This is a genomic window from Aminobacter sp. J44 (assembly GCF_007829415.1).
Classification (GTDB): Bacteria; Pseudomonadota; Alphaproteobacteria; order Rhizobiales; family Rhizobiaceae; genus Aerobium.
In genome coordinates this window covers 1-18,604 of record NZ_VLJG01000021.1, presented here as the reverse complement: position 1 = coordinate 18,604, position 18,604 = coordinate 1, and the positions used below count along the sequence as shown (strand labels likewise).

General features: G+C 65.9%; 17 protein-coding genes. 10 read left to right on the top strand and 7 right to left on the bottom strand.

The features are described from left to right. Positions 1-45 precede the first annotated feature (45 nt). The 4 genes from L610_RS09875 (at position 46) to repC (ending at position 8,096) form a co-directional block, all read left to right on the top strand. Complete coding sequence (locus L610_RS09875) at positions 46-1,647, top strand: heme peroxidase family protein (RefSeq protein WP_144704632.1); 1,602 nt, start codon at positions 46-48, stop codon at positions 1,645-1,647. A 2,062-nt stretch (positions 1,648-3,709) separates the two neighbouring features. Beyond that, a complete protein-coding gene (gene repA / locus L610_RS09870) occupies positions 3,710-4,921 on the top strand; it encodes a plasmid partitioning protein RepA (RefSeq protein WP_144704629.1) in 1,212 nt (403 codons plus the stop codon). Between the two features lie 109 nt (positions 4,922-5,030). Next, positions 5,031-6,077, top strand: coding sequence for a plasmid partitioning protein RepB (repB, locus tag L610_RS09865; RefSeq protein ID WP_144704626.1), 1,047 nt, complete (start codon positions 5,031-5,033; stop codon positions 6,075-6,077). A 222-nt stretch (positions 6,078-6,299) separates the two neighbouring features. Then, complete coding sequence (gene repC / locus L610_RS09860) at positions 6,300-8,096, top strand: plasmid replication protein RepC (RefSeq protein ID WP_144704623.1); 1,797 nt, start codon at positions 6,300-6,302, stop codon at positions 8,094-8,096. 835 nt (positions 8,097-8,931) lie between these two features. Here the strand turns inward: repC and L610_RS09855 are convergent. After that, positions 8,932-9,198, bottom strand: coding sequence for a WGR domain-containing protein (locus tag L610_RS09855; protein WP_024848361.1), 267 nt, complete (start codon positions 9,196-9,198; stop codon positions 8,932-8,934). 148 nt (positions 9,199-9,346) lie between these two features. Between L610_RS09855 and L610_RS09850 the strand changes: the two genes are divergently transcribed. Together L610_RS09850 and L610_RS09845 are read left to right on the top strand one after the other, a co-directional pair. Beyond that, positions 9,347-9,586 (top strand): type II toxin-antitoxin system Phd/YefM family antitoxin, encoded by a 240-nt coding sequence (locus tag L610_RS09850; RefSeq protein ID WP_024848360.1) that lies wholly within the window; start codon positions 9,347-9,349, stop codon positions 9,584-9,586. Positions 9,587-9,882: 296 nt separating this feature from the next. Continuing rightward, positions 9,883-10,323, top strand: a complete 441-nt coding sequence (locus L610_RS09845; protein ID WP_024848359.1) for a type II toxin-antitoxin system VapC family toxin — start codon at positions 9,883-9,885, stop codon at positions 10,321-10,323. Positions 10,324-10,345: 22 nt separating this feature from the next. On the opposite strand, the gene L610_RS09840 is transcribed toward L610_RS09845, so the two are convergent. The 5 genes from L610_RS09840 to L610_RS09820 are packed head-to-tail and all read right to left on the bottom strand — an operon-like array spanning position 10,346 to position 13,739. Beyond that, entirely contained in the window at positions 10,346-11,095 is a 750-nt protein-coding gene (locus L610_RS09840; protein ID WP_186441416.1) for an energy-coupling factor ABC transporter ATP-binding protein, read from the bottom strand. Further along, the gene (locus L610_RS09835) at positions 11,082-11,921 is read right to left on the bottom strand and encodes an energy-coupling factor ABC transporter ATP-binding protein (RefSeq protein ID WP_186441414.1); all 840 of its coding nucleotides are present in this window, start codon (positions 11,919-11,921) and stop codon (positions 11,082-11,084) included. Before L610_RS09835 ends, L610_RS09840 begins: the two co-directional genes overlap by 14 nt. Further along, entirely contained in the window at positions 11,909-12,673 is a 765-nt protein-coding gene (locus tag L610_RS09830) for an energy-coupling factor transporter transmembrane protein EcfT (protein WP_144704614.1), read from the bottom strand. Before L610_RS09830 ends, L610_RS09835 begins: the two co-directional genes overlap by 13 nt. Beyond that, positions 12,674-13,264, bottom strand: a complete 591-nt coding sequence (locus L610_RS09825; RefSeq protein ID WP_144704610.1) for an ECF transporter S component — start codon at positions 13,262-13,264, stop codon at positions 12,674-12,676. It lies immediately after the preceding gene. A gap of 43 nt (positions 13,265-13,307) precedes the next feature. Further along, the gene (locus L610_RS09820) at positions 13,308-13,739 is read right to left on the bottom strand and encodes a PPC domain-containing DNA-binding protein (protein WP_144704607.1); all 432 of its coding nucleotides are present in this window, start codon (positions 13,737-13,739) and stop codon (positions 13,308-13,310) included. A gap of 722 nt (positions 13,740-14,461) precedes the next feature. Between L610_RS09820 and L610_RS09815 the strand changes: the two genes are divergently transcribed. The 4 genes from L610_RS09815 to L610_RS09800 are packed head-to-tail and all read left to right on the top strand — an operon-like array spanning position 14,462 to position 18,301. Continuing rightward, positions 14,462-14,908 (top strand): tripartite tricarboxylate transporter TctB family protein, encoded by a 447-nt coding sequence (locus L610_RS09815; protein WP_144704604.1) that lies wholly within the window; start codon positions 14,462-14,464, stop codon positions 14,906-14,908. A 2-nt stretch (positions 14,909-14,910) separates the two neighbouring features. After that, on the top strand, positions 14,911-16,416 hold the full coding sequence (locus tag L610_RS09810; RefSeq protein ID WP_144704601.1) for a tripartite tricarboxylate transporter permease: 1,506 nt from the start codon (positions 14,911-14,913) through the stop codon (positions 16,414-16,416). Between the two features lie 52 nt (positions 16,417-16,468). Next, the gene (locus L610_RS09805) at positions 16,469-17,410 is read left to right on the top strand and encodes a hypothetical protein (protein WP_144704598.1); all 942 of its coding nucleotides are present in this window, start codon (positions 16,469-16,471) and stop codon (positions 17,408-17,410) included. A gap of 18 nt (positions 17,411-17,428) precedes the next feature. Next, a complete protein-coding gene (locus L610_RS09800) occupies positions 17,429-18,301 on the top strand; it encodes an alpha/beta fold hydrolase (protein ID WP_144704595.1) in 873 nt (290 codons plus the stop codon). Between the two features lie 117 nt (positions 18,302-18,418). Here L610_RS09800 and L610_RS20345 read toward each other — a convergent pair. Next, positions 18,419-18,604, bottom strand: a 186-nt coding sequence (locus L610_RS20345) for a hypothetical protein (RefSeq protein ID WP_210246007.1), incomplete at its 5' end; no start/stop codon positions are given.

The following is an 18,604-nucleotide window of genomic DNA, read 5'->3' as shown; positions in this document are numbered from 1 at the left end:
TAACGTGTCGAGCGCGCGCTCGATGCACGGAGAGGAGTCACATGCATGTCCCTCAAGCCCAAGTCCGCGGCGGCGGCCACGACGTTCGCCAAAACGGTCGCCAGCCTCGAAGCAAGGCCCGCCGCCGCCTCGAATGCCATCAAGGTCACGCCCGGCCACGGTGAAGCTGGCCGGCATCCCACCCGCGAACTGCTCGATGCGCTTTCGGGGAACCGCGATCCCGGCATGTTCGGGCGCATGTTCCGGCTCGATCCGCTCGTCGTTCCCGATGCCAAACTGCAGGTGCTGGCCGCGGCGATGGAGGACAACGCCGCGAACGAGCTTGGCGACAACGACAAGATCCCCGCCGGCTTCACCTATTTCGGCCAGTTCGTCGATCACGACATCAGCCTCGACCTCACTTCGCTGGGCGACAAGGAGAAGGACCCGCTCGGCATCGAGAATTTCCGCACGCCCGCGGTCGACCTCGACTGCCTCTACGGGCTCGGACCCGACGGCAGCCCGCACCTTTATGCGCGCGACCCGAACAACGGCCACAAGCCGGGCCCAAAGATGCTGATCGGCAAGAACATCAACGTGCAGTTCGGCGGCATCACCGGCGACTTCCATAACGACCTGCCGCGCAGCCCGGAAGGCTTCGCGCTGATCGGCGACCACCGCAACGACGAGAACCTGCTGGTTGCGCAGACGCATCTCGCCTTCCTGAAGTTCCACAATGCGGTCTGCGACATGCTGGCGACGTCGGCCTCCCCTCCCCGCGAGATTTTCAAGGAGGCGCGGCGGATCGTTACCTGGCACTACCAGTGGATCGTGCTGCACGACTGGGTGGAGCGGCTGACGGGGCCGGGCACGGTCGCGAAGATCCTGCATGACGGGCGCAAGTTCTACCGGTTCCGGAAAGTGCCCTACATGCCGATCGAATTTTCGGCGGCCGCCTACCGGCTCGGGCACAGCATGGTGCGTTCGAGGTACCCGCACAACAAGGTATTTCCCGACGCGGACTTCGAGCTGCTGTTCGACTTCTCGGGTCTCTCCGGCGGCATTCTCGGCGACCTTGCGCCCAACCCGCCGACGGACCCAACCCCGGTGGCGAAGCTGCCGAGCAACTGGATCATCGACTGGCGCCGCTTCTACGACCTTGGCGCCAGCGGGGGCGTTCCGATGAAGGCCACGCCGTCGCGCACCATTGACCCGCATCTGGCCAAAGTTTTGCACACCCTGCCGGGCGGCGGCGGCAACCTTGCCCTGCGCAACCTCCAGCGCGGCGTCAAGCTCGGCCTGCCCTCGGGCCAGGACGTCGCAACCCGCATGCGGATCAGGGACCCGCTGACGCCGGACGAGATTGCCTCCGACAGCAACGGCTCGACCGACGGCGCGGCGGCGAAGTCGCAGGGCCTGCATACGAAGACGCCGCTCTGGTACTACATCCTCAAGGAGGCCAAGGTGCGCCACGGCGGCAAGCGGCTCGGCCCGGTCGGGTCCATCATCGTCACGGAAGTGTTCGTCGGCCTGATCCACGGCGACCACAATTCGTTCCTGTGGCAGGAGAGAAACTGGAAGCCGACGCTGCCGTCTGCCGAGTCCGGCAAATTCACGATGGTCGACATGCTGCGCTTCGTGAACGACATCAATCCGATCGGGGACTGAGGTTTTTACGACACGAGATCAGGCAGGGGGACGCGACCGCAGCGGTGCAAGCCGCTGCGATCTTTGCTCGGTTTTGCGCGGTCGGGCATATCTATCCGGCTGGACACATCAGCGGCGCGGCGCGAGAGAGCGAGGGAAAAGTTGACAGCTGTCAACTTTCGCCGGGGCGGCGAGGTGCACAAAAAGGGATGGAGGGGTTGGCGTGAAGGTCGCAGGGAAGTCTGCGGCAGCTATGGGAACGGGAAGCGCCGGCCGCAGGCTACGTCGCCGGGGAGAAAAAAAGCCAATCCGGCGAAGTTGACAGCTGTCAACTTCGGCTCGGCGTCAGCGCCGCCGGCGGCAACAGGAGCGGGAGACGTACCGGCACGCATGCAGGACCGACCTGCCTGCCCTGCATCGCCGGCCCCGGCAACGCGAACAAACGTGACGAGCGCCCAATGTACGCGGCACCGCCTCTCCTTCTTCGTCATGCCACGGCTCGACCGTGGCATCCATGCCTGAACATCTCCTCTCCACCTGCAGCTGATGGATGGTCGGCGAGTTGACAGCTGTCAACTCAGAGGTGAGTGCGGGGCCGAAGCCGGCGCCGCGCGTTCGGAGCCAAGACTCCGGACGCTGGCCGCGCTGAGGCGTTCAGGCGTGGATGCCCCGGTCAAGCCGGGGCATGACGAACACGGAAATGTCGAGCCCCGTATCTGCCTCCCTCGCCTAGTAGACATCGTAGCGGGGAAGGCGCGGGCAGGGCGGCTGGAAGGCAATCGTTCCGTACCCGGCGGCGACACCTCTCGATTTGCCCATCTAAATGGCCACGCTCTATGAGCCCCCTCCACCATGCTTCGCATGGTCCCCCTCCCCCATAGATGGGGGAGGATCCAAGGCGCGAATTTTTGGACGGTCCTGCACCGGTTGGTGAAGCCTCCCGCGGTAAAGGATTCCTCCTTCTCCTTCTCGGTGGCCTTGTCCTTGGTCCAGGCGTTGGCATGGTCGTCTCGCTCTCTCGTTGCAGTATGGCACAGTCCCCGGACCCGATCCGCTTGGTCCGGCACGCGAGGGCGTAACATGCTCGAACGAATCCCGAAGCGTCGCCGCCAGTGGCGAAGCCGAACTGTTCTACGCGGATGACAAATGCGGCAAAGGATCCTCCCTGCGATGCGGAGAAGGGGGCGTGCGGCAGCCCCGGGACCTGGCTCTGTTTGGCCCCGCGCGCTGGGGCGTGAAGTGCCAGTGGGAAGAAAAACCGGACTGCTTGCCGCCAGCGGCGCGGCCGGTCTGTCTTGCCGTGGATGGCACACGCGGCGGAGGATCCTCCCACGCAACGCGGGGGAGGGGCCCATGCGAAGCATGGGGGAGGGGGCGTCTTGTGCGACGGTGGCGAAAGTGTCCGCCCGAACCCGCTCCGCAGCGTGATGCGGCTGGGACACGACGTCCAGGCAGTCGCCAACGTCCCAAGGCCCTTCCAACGCGCGCGCTGTGCCGAAGCTTCTGACGCCCAAGCCGGGTAAGGGGGCGGAGAGCCAACGCAAAGTTAGATCCATCCGGAATTTTCACAGGGCCGGACCGGCCCGAAGCTCCTTAAATCCCTCGCCAAGGTGGCGGATCCCTAGGGCCCCCTACAGTTGGCAGGTCTCACATCCGGCACCACCGCCGCCTGTTGCTTCCAATACCGCAGGCCCGGGGGACACTCTATTTGGAGTATTACACCAGCCCCCCCTGGGCACGTAGCCGACCAAGCCCCCAACTTCCAAGCTCCCAAGTTCACACCCCCTAGCCCCCTAGCCCCCTAGCCCCCTACTTCACCTATTCCCTCCCTCCTGCTCGCCGCCTCCGCCCGCCCAACCGCCTTCGCCGGTTGCAGACCGGTTAATTTCCGTTAACCCTAAATTGCTTGACGGGAATCGACGCTTGCCGCAACGTACCTACGGATTGCGGGTGAATCGCACGGCTTTTCCGTTACTCGCGCCCCAGGCTGTCAGTTTTGGTAACTTCGCGTAGAATTAATCACGTCGGGCGAGTCGCGATGCGATTCTCGGCTACCCGCGCACATGCAGGCAGAACGGTGTTGATGACGATCGCTCAACCTCAGGTACAATTAGCCGACCGGCAGATCGCCGCAGATGCGGAATTGCTGTCGGCCCAGCTTGCCGCCTTGCGCGGCCGGCTGTTTCCGCCGAGCGCCATGAAGACGCTGCGGCCCTTCACCAGCGGTGAGGCGGCCAGGCTGATCGGCGTCAGCGATGGGTACCTGCGCCAGCTCTCGATCTCGGGGGAGGGGCCCGTGCCGGAGGTGACCGCCGGCGGGCGCCGCCTCTACACGCTCGCCGACGTCAACGCGCTGCGCCAGTATCTCGCCGCCCAGGGGCCGGCCAAGGCGCGGCACTATCTCAAGTGGCGCCAGCCCGGCGAGCACCTGCAGGTGATCGCCATCACCAACTTCAAGGGCGGCTCGGGCAAGACCACGACCTCGGCGCATCTTGCGCAGTATTTCGCGCTGCAGGGCTATCGCACGCTTGCGATCGACCTCGACCCGCAGGCATCTCTGTCGGCGCTGTTCGGCTACCAGCCGGAGCTGGACCTCACCGGCAACGACACGCTCTATGGCGCGATCCGCTATGACGGCGAGCGCGTGCCGCTCGCCTCGATCGTGCGCAAGACCTATTTCGACGGGCTCGACATCGTGCCCGGCAATCTCGAGCTGCAGGAGTTCGAGCACACCACGCCGCAGCATCTGGCGCGGCGCACCGAGGACGACGGCGGCGGGCTATTCTTCGCCCGCGTACAGCAGGCCATCCAGTCGGTCGAGGAAAACTACGACGTCGTCGTCATCGACTGTCCGCCGCAGCTGGGTTACCTGACGCTCTCGGCGCTGTGCGCGGCGACGTCCGTCATCGTCACCGTGCATCCGCAGATGCTCGACGTCGCCTCGATGAGCCAGTTCCTGTTCATGACGTCCGACCTTCTGTCGGTGGTGCGTGAGGCGGGCGGCGAGCTCAACTTCGACTTCCTGCGCTATTTGATCACCCGCTATGAGCCGAATGACGGGCCGCAGACGCAGATCGCCGGCTTCCTGCGCACGCAGTTCGGCGAGCGGGTCCTGACGGCGCCGATGCTGAAGTCGACGGCGATTTCCGATGCGGGCCTGTCCAAGCAGACGCTCTACGAGGTCGGTCGCGAGAATTTCAACCGCGCCACCTACGACCGCGCCTATGAGGCACTGAATGCGGTGAACGCCGAGATCGAGGCGCTTCTGCTGCAAAGCTGGGGGCGCAAGTCATGACCGGATCGAAGTTGACAGCTGTCAACCGGGCGGTGCGCTCAGAAAAGTTCGGGGGGACTTATCCACCCGTCGCGCGCCTGCGCGATCATGACCTCGCAGGAGGTTTGCTATGAACGCGCGCAAGGACAGGCTGAAATCACTCTTCGCCGGCGAGGTGCCGGAGGCGACCCCGGAAGCGGTGGCTCCGCTGCCAGCGGCCGATGCCGTCAAGCGCACGCCCTCGGCTGCGGTGCGGGCGATGGGCCTGTCGCTCGGCTCGCTGTCTCAGGAGGCGGAAGAGGCAAAGCGGCTGCGCGAGGCGCTGGCGGCCGGCGAGCAGGTGGTCGAGCTCGACCCCAACATGCTCGAGCGCTCGCCCTTTGCCGACCGCCTCAGCGACGGCGCGGTCAATGACCCCGAATTCCTCGAGCTGAAAGAAAGCCTGCGCGAGCACGGCCAGCAGGTGCCGGTGCTGGTGCGTCCGCATCCAGATCCGGCGAAGGCCGCCAGCGGTCACTACCAGCTTGCCTATGGCCMCCGCCGCGCCCAGGCGGCGCGCGAGCTTGGCCTGAAAATCCGCGCCGTGGTGCGCCAGCTCGACGATGCGGCGCTTGCGCTCGCGCAGGGCAAGGAAAACGCCGAGCGTCGTGACCTCTCCTTCATCGAGCGCGCCTTCTTCGCCAAGACGCTCGTTGACCACGGCTTTGATCGCGCAACCGCGATGGCGGCGCTTTCGGTGCACAAGTCGGAAATGTCGCGCCTGATCCAGGTGGCGGAAGCGATCCCGCCGGCAATCGTGCGCGCGATCGGCCCGGCACCCAAGGCGGGCCGGCCGCGCTGGCTGGAACTCGGCGAACTCCTCGAAAAGGACAAGGCCGGGCTCGCCGCGCAGGAAATCGCTTCGGAAGACTTTGCCGCCGCCGACAGCGACACGCGCTTCCAGCGCCTGTTCGACCGGCTGCAGCGCTCGGCCCAGGGCCGCGGCGCAAAGCCGAAGGCGGAGAAGCCGAAGACCATCAAGGGCGAGGCGGGCATTGCCATCGCCGAGCTTGCGCGCGCGGGCAAGAACGCGCGCCTGACGATTCCCGCTTCCGCAGGCCAGGGCTTTGCCGACTATGTCGCGGCCCGGCTGCCGGAGCTGCATGCGGCCTTCGTGGCCGGCTCGAAGGAGGAGTGAAGGATTTCCCGGGCAGGCTCGCCGCCTTCCCGGCAGTGTGAACCGCGTTAGGACGAAACTACGAACGGAGAAACAGGCAAGAAAAAAGGCCCCCAGAACGTCACCATCCCGGAAGCCCCTTTTCGATGTAGCGATCTGAAAGAATCACTTCCGCGACTCGCTGTCAAGGCGTCGGTGCGTTCCGGCCACGGATTTCTGTGCCTCGGAATGAGGTGAATTCAGATGACGGAGCATTTTGCAACGACGCCATTCGGCGGCGGGCGGGTTTCTGCGGCCGATTTTCGGCGGCGAGAAGACGTCGAACGCAAGCGCAATGCCCTCAAGCAAGGCGGCAATGACACCGGCCGCGCCGACAAGTGGCAGCTGATGCGCGCGCTTTCCGAAGCACGCGCGGCCTTCGGCCTGTCCGACCGCACCCTGGTGGTGCTCGACGCGCTCTTGAGCTTCCACACGCCGCGCGAGCTCGATGGCTCGCAGCCGATCGTCGTGTTCCCGTCGAATGCGGAGCTTTCGCTGCGCAGCCGCGGCATGGCGGACGCCACCTTGCGCCGGCACATCGCCGCGCTGGTCGAGGCCGGGCTGGTCCTGCGCCGCGACAGCCCCAACGGCAAGCGCTATTGCCGCCGCGACGATCGCGGCCAGATCGAGGACGCCTATGGCTTTGATCTCTCGCCGCTGGCGCTCGCCGCCAGCGAGATCTATGCGGCGGCGGACGCCGTACGCGAGGAGCAGCGGGCGCTGCAAAAACTGCGCGTCGAAATTTCCATCCATCTGCGCGACACCGGCAAGCTGATCGAGGCGGGGCTCGCCGAAAAGCGTACCGGCGACTGGCACGGCTTTCTCATCGAGCTGCAGCCGCTTGCCCGTCGCCTGTCGCGCCAGGCCGAGCGTTCGGTGCTGGAACGTCGCCGCGACGACCTCGTTGCACTTCGCGCCCGCGTCGAAAAGGCATGGCTCGACGCACTCGATGATGAAGAAATGAGCGGCAGTGACGCCGGTTTCGAGCGGCACTATCAGAATTCAAACACAGACCATCCTTTTGAAAAAGGCTCCGAAACAGAGCTGAAGCGCACAGCAGGCGGGAAAACCGCTGGAACGGCGGAAAGGAATGCGGGCCGGGATGGTACAACCAGTGGTGGAAGCGAGGCAGATCGCGAAGCTGGCGGGGGCGCGGGGTCTGCGTCGGGCCGCGCCGAGGGGATGACCCACGACATTGGCGCCGAAACCGATGCCCGCCGCGGGATGGACGCCGCCGCGAACGATGGTGCGGAGACCGAGAGAGGCAGCGGCTATCCCCCTTCCGAGGGCGCTTACCCAGCGACCCACATGGATACTCGACCTGCGGGTGAATCCAGCGGAGCCGGGGTGCCGACTGGCACTACGGCGGCTGCTGGCGGCGGCACCGGTGCTTTCAGGGACGTGTCGCGATTGGGTGCAGATGCTGCATCGTCGTCATTGCCGCGAAGTGCCTCGGGTCCACGAAACATTCTCGACGTTTCCGCCCGGTCGGCCGCGTCTTCCGTTTCCGGTGCTGCGCTCGAGAGACAGATGAGCGCAGCGGAAGGCAGCCGTCCGGGCAACGGAATTTCCCCGCGCCCTGGCGCAGGAGACGCAAGCAGCTGGCCATTGAGGGCAGGTTCCGCATCGGCCCGCGCTGCAGCGCCCGAAACCCGCGTCGCACCTGAAACCAAGGGCGAGCCGGTGCCGCTGGCCTATCTGCTCGGCGTCTGCCCGACGCTGGCGACCTACGCAAAGGACGGCATTTCCGGCTGGCGCGACGTGATCACGACGGCGGGGCTGGTGCGCTCGATGCTGGGTATTTCGCCGGACGCGTGGCGCAGGGCGTGCGAGGCCATGGGCGCGCCCGCCGCCGCCGCAACCGTCGCGGCGATCCTCGAACGCGCCGAGCACATCCGCTCGCCAGGCGGCTATCTGCGGGCGCTCACCGAACGCGCCGAACAGGGCAAGTTCTCGGTCAAGCCGATGCTCGCGGCGCTCGAAGGCGTGGGAGGGGAATGAGGACGCGCGGCGTGGTGTTGTAGCCGGCATTGCGAGGCGACAGCGCCAGGCTATTGCCGAGGCTTCTCCACGCCCTCGACCATCCCTGCAGTCCGCTCCCTCGGATCCTCCCCCGCAGCGCGGGGGAGGGGGACCACCGAAGGTGGTGGAGGGGGCGTGCAACAAGCCGTCTGAACTGGCCGGATCTCAACGCGGCTGCCCTGACTGGGAGCGAGGTGACAGGAGCTTGCCTCCATCGCTGGTGAGCGCGGAGATGTTCCGGCATGGATCCTCGGGTCAGGCCCGAGGATGACGAAGATGGAAAAATCAGCGCCAGGTACGGCAGGGCGGACCGTTGCCAGTGGTCGCCGAAGGGGGCGGATGAGGCCTGTCAAAGGCACCGCAAGAACGGCTCAGAGGACCGGGCGGCTTAGGACGGTTGGGGTCGAACGTCGGCGCCCGCGCTTTACGACGCCCCCTCCGTCGCCTTCGGCGACACCTCCCCCGCTTCGCAGGGGAGGATCCTCGATGAGGCTCCATCCGCGCGGACATCACCCTGGTCAGCAGAGCGTGCTGACGCATCAAGGTTGACACTCACGTCTCCCCCTTCGTCACCCTCGGGCTTGACCCGAGGGTCCATGCCTGAACGTTTCGCTCGGACAAAACGGTGGCGGGGGCGCGCAGACTTCACCTCATCAAGACAGTTTAAGGTCCAAAACTGCCCCTCAAAAACCGCGTCTGTCGTCGAGCAGAACGTCCAGCGATACGGCACGCAAAAATTTGCTCGACGAGAGAGCGCGTGTTTTGCCGAGAAAATGGCCACGATCGGGAGAAAAATGGAAAGAATATCAACTCATTAACCGTGTTCTTCTTCCTCTTGTCGAAAATGCATCGAATAGCCCCTTTGGCGCTTGCGGCGCGCCCATTTTTCGAAGGCGCGGCGGGCTTCGGCTTCGCCGTCGTGAAATTCGAGCATCTGGCGCCCGCGCGTGCCGATCCGGCCCCAGGCGCGGACGAGCGCGACCTCGCCGAACAGCGTCGGCTCGATCGACAGGTGATAGAACCGCGCCATGTTGCGCGCGGCGTCCTCACGGTAGAGGAGGAGAGGGGAGGGGATGGTCATGCGCGCAAGGTTGCGCGGCGAAGCGCGCCTCGTCCAACGCAAAGGATGAATCAGTCGGGCGCGACCGATTCAGGCCGCTGATGCATCGGCTTGTGAGCGCGCACCACGTGCGCTATATATGACCACAGTAGTCACAAGGAGGCGCGCCATGCGCGAGATCCAGCTCAAGGAAGCCAAGGCGACGTTCTCGGCCGTCGTCGACCAGGCGGTGCGCGGCAATCCGGCGATCATCACCCGCCATGGCCGCAAGGAGGCCGTGGTGCTTTCGTTCGAGGAGTATCAGAAGCTGTCGCAGCTGCCGAGCCTCGGCCGGCTGCTTGCCGCCTTCCCCGGCGAGGGCGACGAGTTGCCGGATCGCGGACGCGGCACGCGGGAAAGCGAGTTTTAGGCGGGCGAGGCTGACCTCGGCTCATGCTTTCGGCTCCAGGCTTCGCTGTCCATCGGTCGCCAAAAATTGCCACGAAAGCCCGCGCGTTTCTCATCCGCTTTCGCGATGCCCGGACCGGCGCGAGGAAGCCGTGCCACGCCATTTGAGGCGAACCGTTGAGGTCTAGAGAGACCCGAGGCATTGGCCGAATTGGTCGAGAGAGGGGGCTCCGGACGGCTCTTGCAGTACGATCACCCCCTGAAAACACGTCGCCCTACCACCCACCAACCAACTCCTCCTGACGGCCAGGTGAAAAGATGTATCTTGTTGATACGAATGTGATTTCTGCGCTTGCGCCGTCAAAGCGCGAGGGGGCGCCGGAGTTGGTCGAGTGGCTCGACCGGGCGAGTCCGTGGCTCTATCTCTCGGTCATCACGGCGGCGGAAGTGCGCGCCGGGATCGCCAAGGCCGAGCGCGAGGGTGCAACGACGAAGGCCGCGCGGCTCGCCGACTGGTGGTCGGCGATCGAGTACATTTATGGCGAGCGCATCCTGCCGTTCGACCTGAAATGCGCGGCAGAGGCCGGCGCGATCATCGACCATGCCCGCGCGCACCAGCCGGGCTTCGAGGATATCGCAATTGCCGCCACCGCCCGCGCGCACGATCTTGTGGTCCTCACCCGCAACCTTCGCCACTTCGCACCCCTGGGAGCGCGGTGCGTCGATCCGTTTGCGCAATTGCCGAAGCTGCCGGGGTAGGGGAGGGCGGCGAAGAGCGCGGTCAGGGACGGTCCGCCAGCAACGCCTCCAGCTGCAATCGCGCGGGCATGGTGACGCTCGCTTGCGCGACAAGATCTCTGTCGCGGAAGAAGGCGCCGGTCTCCATGAGGCGCGGGTGGCCGGCGCCGAGGGCAAGGACAGCCGACGCATTGCGCAGCACGAAGTCCATATCGTGACAGACGAGGATGATCGCCCGGCCAGCCTCCCGCTCCTCGCGGATGATCGTTTCGAGCCGACCGAGCCAGATCCGGTCGAGGCCGCGCTGCGGCTCGTCGAGCAGCAGGATCCGCGGCTGGTTGACCAGCACCGAGGCAAGCGCGACGAAGCGGCGCTCGGCATAGCCGAGGTCGAGCGGATGCACCGAGCCGCTCCCCTCAAGCCCGCAGCGACGCAGCGCGGCTTCGACGCGGCGTTCCGCTACGTCCTTGTCCAGCCCGAACTGGAGCGGCCCGAAGCGCACTTCTTCCTGCGCGGTGCCGGCGAAAAGCTGCTGCTCCGGCGTCTGGAACAGCGTACCCACCAGCGCGGCGATCTCGTTGATCTTCAGCTTTGCCGTCGGCGTGCCGGCCGCGAAGATCGCGCCGCGGTCCGGGCGCAGCAAGCCGTTGAGGAGCCGCAGGAAGGTGCTCTTGCCCGCGCCGTTTCGGCCAACCACGGCGATGATTTCGCCTGCGCCGGCCTTGAGCGAAAGGTGGTCGAACAGGGGCGGCGAGCCGGGATAGGCAAAGGAAATTTCTTCAACGACGAGCATCCGCCGCTCCCTTGATGAGCTCTTTTGCCTCGTCGAGCGACAGCGGCAGCTCGCTGTCGGCAAGTTCGCCAAACAGGCCAAGTTCCCGGCAGGCTCGGGGGATCGAGGGCAGGCCGAGCGTGCGGACGGCACAGCCATGCAGCAGAACGTCGCGCGCGCTGCCATGAGCGGCGATCCGGCCGCCGTCGAGGAGCATGAAGTCTTCGGCAAATGCAAGCGCGGCATCCGGGCTCGTTTCCAACAGCACCACGGCCCGGTCCCTCGGCAGCGACAGAAGCAGCGCCAGCACATGCTCGCGCGCTTCGGGATCGAGGTTCGTCAGCGGCTCGTCGAGGACGAGGAAGCGCGGCTCGAGCGCGAGCGCGGCGGCGATGACCAGCCGCTGCTGCTCGCCGCCGGAGAGCGTGAACGGATCGCGTTCGGCCAGCTGTTCGAGCCGGCATTGCGCCAGCGCCCTTTCGGTGCGGGCCTGGATTTCCGAGATTGGCAGGTTGAGGTTTTCGGGGCCGAAGGCGACTTCCTCGCGCACGGTGAAGGCGCGCCCGGAAAGATGCCGGACCGGCACCTGCCCGACCAGCTGCACCGCGCAGGCGCGCTCGGCAAGGCTCCATTCGGTCCACGGCCTGCCGTCGCAGGTCACCGTGCCCTGATGCGGCCGCCCGTCCGGCAGCCAGCCGGCGAGGAAATGCGCGAGCGTCGTCTTGCCGCTGCCATTACCGCCGAGAATTGCAAGGCGCGCACCTGCCCGTATCTCGAGGCTGACATTGTCGAGCACCGGCTTGTCGCCAAAGGCGAAGGTGAGGTGAGAGACGGCTATCCCAGCCAAAGCGCGCAACCCACGAGAAGCACCGATACGGCAACCAGCACGTGGCGCAGGCGCCGCTCAAGCGCCGTATCTGGCGGCGGCGACAACACCGCGCGGCGCGGAAAGGCACGGAACGCGCGCCCGTTGAGCACGCCGGACCGTTCCTGCGCATCGGCCAGTGCGAGCGTGACCAGCGGCACGGCGAGCAGCCTGAGCGCACGCAGCCGGTCGGATAACGTGTCGACGCGCATGCCGCGCGCCTGCTGCGCGTCGCGGATCGCGCCGGCACGCTTGGTGAACTCGTCGATCAGCAGCAGCGGGCTCGCCAGCAGGAAGGAAAGCCCCGGCGGCATGCCGGCGACGTCGAGTGAGCGCAGCAGCGCCGCCGGATGCGTCGTGGCAACGAACAGGAGCGACCCCGCCAGCATCAGCGAGATGCGGCCGCCCAGCACCGCGGCATAGGTCAGGCCCTCCTGGCTGTACGACAGGAAGGCCGCGAGCGGCATGCGGTCCGGCCGGTCGACGATCAGGCCGTGGAAGATGAAGACGGCGATGAGGAACGGTGTCGCGAGCACGAGGTAGCGCCGCAGCACCACGCCCCCGATGCGCAAGCCGAAGGCCGCCGCCAGCAGAAGCAGGCTGCCGGCCCACGCACCCGGCCACGGCAGCACGAAAAGCAGCGCCGCAAGCAGAAGCAATGCGGCGAGCTTCGTCAGCGGATTGGCGCGGTGCAGCGCGCTCGTGCCGGGCCGGTGGATCGACCAGGACCTCATCTACGCCCGGCTGTGCTGCAGGTGCCCGTAGCCCGAGGTGAGCCGTTCAGGCAGCTGCCGCACCAGCGCCCAGACGATGAGCGCGGTAATCACCTTGTCGGCGACGTTCGTCCCAAACACGGTGAGCGCGACCGAGCTGAACAGCGTCTGGCCGACGCTCGACAGGTAGCCGACAATGAAGTCGGCGCCTGAGCCGGTCACGCCGCCGAACATGTAGATGCGGATCGGCACGGCAACCAGCGTCAGCGCCGCGGCGATCACGACGCCGGTAACCGCCGCCTGCCACCAGGTGCGGAACCAGCCGGCGCGGGCCATCAGGCCGGCGACCACGCCGATGACGATGGCGACCGGGGCGAATGCGGCCGCCACCGGCGACACGATCAGCCCGAGGATCAGGTTGGTGAGCAGCCCCGTCACGCCGCCGGCGAGCGGGCCCGCCAGCACGCCGACAAGCACCGTGCCGATCGAGTCGAGGAAGATCGGCAGCCGGACAAGATCGTTGATCTGGTTGCCGACGATGTTGATGACGATCGCCACCGCGATCAGCGAAAGAACGCGCGTTTCAAAAAGCCTGGTCGTGCTGCTTGCCATGATGTTTCCCCCTCCTGTTTCATGAGCCGGACGCGGGCCGGCCTCATGTCCTCCTGCGGATCGTGAGCTCGTCCCAGCCCGAAAGCTGGCAGGGCTCACGCGTGAAAATGAGATCGGTCAGCTCGGCGAGAACGATCTCCGCCGTCGTGTAGACCGCCGAGCCCGGGCCGAAATGCGCGCCGATCATGCGCCCGGTCCCGTCCGAGAGCGAAATGTGCAGATGCTCCCCCTCCGCATCAATGGTGCCGACCAGCGAGACGATCTCGAAATGACCGGTAACCTTCGCCCATTCGCTGACATTGGCGTAGCGTAGCTGCGCTTCGGTCAGGCTGCCGACACAGGTGACGATCGAAACGGCCTGTAGTTCGTGCATGCGCACGAATTTGCGCAGTTCGAGCACGATGTCCTCGCCGGGCTTGAGCCGCAGCGCATAGAACCGGGCATGGCTGGACGGGGCAGGCGCGGGCGAGCTCATGCGCGCCCTCCGGCGACGTGCGCGACACTTCGTTTGTTGCCTGAAAAAGCGGCACTCCCCCGCCCGGCGCGCGCGAAGACGAAATGGAAACGAGATGCGGGCAGATCCGGCCGATCTGCTTCGTCGAAGCAATGCATGTCATCTCCCGATGACGGATGAACGGGAATACGGCTTCGGAACGAAGGTCTGCTGACGGATAGCCGGAGCGCACACGGCGCATCGCAACTTCATCTCAACCGCAGCACCGAGACTATGCACGGGTGACGTAGTGTCAAGTGGGGGTAAGCGGGTAGGGGAGTAGGGGAGTAGGTGAATAGGCAAGTAGGGATTCCGCTTGCCGGCGGGGGACCCTCGCGGCGCCCCCTTTTCGGCACCCGCTGCCCCTCCCCGCCCCTAAATCGCTTAACGTCTTAATGCCGCAGGGGGGCGCGGCGGCCAAAATCACGTAATCACCTACTCCCTTAACCCCCTAGGCACCTAACCCCCTGATTCCGCTTTCTCCCTTGGAAAAGGTGCCCGTCTTTCGGCAATTTTCTGCCGCTGCGGCAGCTTTGGATAACCTGTTGTCGAATTTCGGTACGGCCATTTTTTAATATTGATAATGATCAGACGGCGCGTTAGAGCGTCCCCCACCCTGGAGGGGGAGTGCCACTTTCGTCGTCAGACGCCGTGCGTGACGGGCCCGGCCCCCCGCCTGACCTCAACGTGTGCAGGAGGAAACTGTGCTCAGTATCCGCATGTCACAAGATATGCTCGCAGGCGTCATTTTCATGGCAATCGCGGCGGTGGCCCTCTGGTTCGGCGCCGACCTCGATGCCGGGACATCCGCAGAGATGGGCCCCGGCTACATGCCGCGCGCGCTCGCCTGGATCATCGGCGCCATGGGCGTCTTCACCTGCCTGCGGGCGCTGTGGCTGAAGAGCCCGAAGGTGGGTACCATCGCGCTGCGCCCGATCATCCTCGTTCTCGCCGCCTGCGCCGCCTTCGCCTACCTCGTCGACTGGGCCGGCTTCATCGTCGCCAGCGCCGCCGCGATCCTCATTGCGCTGTTTGCAATGCCGGGCGCCTCGCTCCTCTACGTCATCGGCATGATCGTCGTCCTGCCGGCGGCGCTCGCGCTTGTGTTCATCGTCGGCCTCGGCCTGCCGTTTGATCTGTGGTGGTTCTGAACATGGATCTGCTGATCGACAACCTCGTGCTCGGCTTCTCGGGCGCCGCAACCATCCAGAACATCGGCTACGCCTTCGTCGGCTGCCTGCTCGGCACGCTGGTCGGCGTGCTGCCGGGCATCGGCGTCGTCCCGACCGTGGCGATGCTCCTGCCGTTGACCTTCGGCATCGACCCGCTGTCGGGCCTGATCATGCTCGCCGGCATCTATTACGGCGCGCAGTATGGCGGCTCGACCGCCGCGATCCTCGTGCGCATGCCGGGCGAGGCAGGCTCGATCGTCACCGCGCTCGACGGCTACGAAATGGCCCGCAAGGGCCGCGGCGGCGCAGCCCTGTCGATCGCCGCGCTCGCCTCGTTCTTTGCCGGCACGGTCGCCACGCTGCTGATCGCCGCCTTCGGCTCGTCGCTCGCCGACGTTGCCATGCAGTTCCACTCGGCCGACTATTTCTCGCTGATGGTGCTGGGCCTTACCATGTCGATCGTTCTCGCACAGGGCTCGATCTTCAAGGCGATCACCGTGATGCTGATCGGCTTCCTGTTCGGCCTTTGCGGCCTCGACCTCAATTCGGGCGCACAGCGCTTCACCTTCAAAATTCCCGACCTCTACGAGGGCGTGAGCTTCCTTGCCATCTCGATCGGCCTGTTCGGCCTCGTCGAGGTGGTGCGCAACCTCGAGCATCCGGAAGAGCGCGGCGAAAACCCGAAGATGCGCATGCGAGACCTCTACCCGACGAGGGAAGAGGCCCGAGACGCGGCGCCTGCCGCCGTGCGCGGCACGCTGATCGGCTCGGTGCTCGGCATCCTGCCGGGCGGCGGCGCGGTGCTGGCGTCGTTTGCGAGCTACACGCTTGAAAAGAAGCTGTCGAAGACGCCGCAGGCCTTCGGCAACGGTGCGCCTGCGGGCGTCGCCGCGCCTGAGGCCGCCAACAATGCCGGCGCGCAGACTAGCTTCATTCCGCTCCTCACCCTCGGCCTGCCGTCGAACCCGATCATGGCGCTCCTGATGGGCGCGATGATGATCCACGGCATTGCGCCGGGCACGGCCGTCATCTCCGAGCGTCCTGACCTGTTCTGGGGCCTGATCGCCTCGATGTGGATCGGCAACCTTCTGCTCGTCGTGCTCAACCTGCCGCTGGTGGGCCTGTGGGTGCGCCTGCTCACGATCTCCTACCGCATGCTCTTCCCGGCGATCATGATGTTCTGCCTGATCGGCGTCTATTCGGAAGGCGGCAGCGCGTTCCAGGTGTTCCTGCTCGCGGGCTTCACCCTGCTCGGATACCTGCTGATGCGCTGCGGCTGCGAGCCGGCGCCGATGATCCTCGGCTTCATCCTCGGCCCGATGATGGAAGACAACCTGCGCCGTGCGCTCACCGTCTCAGGCGGCGACTACTCGGTGTTCATCCACCGTCCGATCTCGGCAACGCTGCTGGGCGCCGCGGTCCTGCTGCTGCTGGTGATGGCCCTGCCGGGTCTTCGCAAGTCGCGCGAGAAGGCGTTCGAGGAATAGCCGCGCAAACCGCTTCACATCTTATCCACCCCAACACACTGGAGGATCTGTCATGGCCAATCTCGTCGGCCTCGCTGCAATGTCCCACTCTCCGTCCTGGGACCTGTCCCGCGATCTGGTGGGTCCGGGCCAGGAGTTCGTCGCGGCGATCGAGCGCCTGCGCAAGTTCAACGGCCAGAAGGTGGACGCCATCGTCCTGTTCGGGCCCGACCACTACCGCAACTTCTTCTATGACCAGATGCCGCAGTTCTGCATCGGCATCGAGAAGCTCGAGGGCTATGGCGACTACGACAGCCCGAAGGGCCAGATGCCGGTCCAGCAGGAGCTCGGCCGCCACATCCTCGGCAACCTGATGGACAACGGCTTTGATCCGGCCGTCTCGCTCAACATGTGCCTCGACCACGGCCACACCCAGCCTTACGCCGCGGTGAACCCGGAGCTCGACATCCCGGTCGTGCCGATCATGATCAACTGCCAGGGCGGCCCGCGCCCGAGCTACCGCCGCGTGGCCGATTTCGGCCGTGCCGTCGGCGATGCGATCCGCGCCTTCCCGGCTGACATCAACGTCATCGTCATGGGCTCGGGCGGCCTGTCGCACTTCCTGCCGAAGATGTCGGCCGACGACGAGGCAACCCCGGAAGAGACCCGCGACTACATCATCAACGGCCGCGAGCGCTCGCGCGAGTTCAACGCCGAGAAGGAGCGCGTCTCCAAGGAGCGCCGCAAGGAAGGCCGCACCGGCAAGATCTCCGAGGAATGGGACCAGTGGTTCCTGAACATGCTCACCACCAACAATCTCGAGCCGCTGCACAAGTGCACCGACGCCGAGATCGAGGCTGCCGCCGGCAACGGCGCGCATGAGCTGCGCAGCTGGGTTGCGGCCGCCGCCGCCTGGGGCCGCGACATCAAGGTCGTCGGCKRSGAGCCGGTCCCGACCTGGATCACCGGCATGGGCGTCGTCGGCGGCGGCATCTGCGTGCCGCAGGACAACTGAGAAAAGGGACCGGCTTCAATGAGCGAACAGACCCACGACTACCGTTCGATCTGGACTGGCCTGCGCGACACCACGTTCGAGCAGGGCTTCGTCAGCGTCAACGGCCTCAACACGCGCTATGCCCGCTCGGGCACCCGCGGCAAGCCGGCGCTGGTGATGCTGCACGGCACCGCCGGCCACTGGGAAGCGTTCTCGTCGAACTTCAAGGCGCACAGCGCCGACTTCGACATCTTCGCGCTCGACATGATCGGCTGCGGCTTCACCGACAAGCCGAACCATCCGCTCGAGATCAAGGAGTATATGGGCCATGTGCTCGCCTTCTGTGATGTCATGGGCATCGAAAAGGCGAACTTCATGGGCTGCTCCCTCGGCGCCTGGATTTCGGCGGCGATCGCGCGCAACCATCCCGAGCGCGTGCTGAAGCTCGTCCTGCTGTCGGCCTCGGGCTACTTCTCGAGCGCCGAGAACCGCGGCCGCATCATCTCCCAGCGCACCAAGGCGGTCGACGATCCGTCCTGGGAGAACATCAAGGCGATCTTCAACAAGCTGCTCGCCGAGGAAAAGAGCCGCATCGACGATCTCGTCGCGCACCGCCAGGCGATCTACCGCATGCCGGAGATGAAGCAGGGAATGCTCAACATCCTCGCCCTGCAGGATCCGGACATCCGCGAGCGCAACCTTCTCAAGGACGAGGACTGGCGCGCGATCAGCGCAGAGGCCCTCGTGGTCGGCTCGCTCGCCGACGCCGACGAGTACCTGCGCACCGCCCAGGTCGTCTCGAAGCTGATGCCGAACGCGCGCTATGTCGAGATGGAAGGCGTCGGCCACTGGCCGCAGTGGGAAGACCCGGAGACCTTCAACAAGCTCAGCCTCGAGTTCCTGCGCGGCTGATTTTTTGCCGGGCCACCGGCGGAGACGCCCTCCGCCGGTGCGGGGACCACGCGGCGCCTCCGGCGCCGCAACCCGCGCGCACCGAGCTGCCCGAAGCGTTGAACCTGAAAAACCCCGTCACGCCGTGGCGGGGTTTTTCGTTGCCGGACAGTGAAGAGCCCTCGCCACGGCGTAGTGTGGCAGGTTCTTCACGGGTCGCGTGCGTCCCCACATGGCGTATCGTGCCTCGGGCGCTGCTGCCTTACCCATCACCTTCATTCCCTCGCCGCAGATGGCCGCCGCGTTCCGGCCTGGATGCCACGG

Excerpts from the sequence above, each read along its gene's own strand:
- L610_RS09875 (WP_144704632.1), top strand. The coding sequence starts at position 46 with ATGTCCCTCAAGCCCAAGTCCGCGGCGGCGGCCACGACGTTCGCCAAA.
- repA (WP_144704629.1), top strand. The coding sequence starts at position 3,710 with ATGACGATCGCTCAACCTCAGGTACAATTAGCCGACCGGCAGATCGCC.
- repC (WP_144704623.1), top strand. The coding sequence starts at position 6,300 with ATGACGGAGCATTTTGCAACGACGCCATTCGGCGGCGGGCGGGTTTCT.
- L610_RS09855 (WP_024848361.1), bottom strand. The coding sequence starts at position 9,198 with ATGACCATCCCCTCCCCTCTCCTCCTCTACCGTGAGGACGCCGCGCGC.
- L610_RS09850 (WP_024848360.1), top strand. The coding sequence starts at position 9,347 with ATGCGCGAGATCCAGCTCAAGGAAGCCAAGGCGACGTTCTCGGCCGTC.
- L610_RS09845 (WP_024848359.1), top strand. The coding sequence starts at position 9,883 with ATGTATCTTGTTGATACGAATGTGATTTCTGCGCTTGCGCCGTCAAAG.
- L610_RS09840 (WP_186441416.1), bottom strand. The coding sequence starts at position 11,095 with ATGCTCGTCGTTGAAGAAATTTCCTTTGCCTATCCCGGCTCGCCGCCC.
- L610_RS09830 (WP_144704614.1), bottom strand. The coding sequence starts at position 12,673 with ATGAGGTCCTGGTCGATCCACCGGCCCGGCACGAGCGCGCTGCACCGC.
- L610_RS09825 (WP_144704610.1), bottom strand. The coding sequence starts at position 13,264 with ATGGCAAGCAGCACGACCAGGCTTTTTGAAACGCGCGTTCTTTCGCTG.
- L610_RS09820 (WP_144704607.1), bottom strand. The coding sequence starts at position 13,739 with ATGAGCTCGCCCGCGCCTGCCCCGTCCAGCCATGCCCGGTTCTATGCG.
- L610_RS09810 (WP_144704601.1), top strand. The coding sequence starts at position 14,911 with ATGGATCTGCTGATCGACAACCTCGTGCTCGGCTTCTCGGGCGCCGCA.
- L610_RS09800 (WP_144704595.1), top strand. The coding sequence starts at position 17,429 with ATGAGCGAACAGACCCACGACTACCGTTCGATCTGGACTGGCCTGCGC.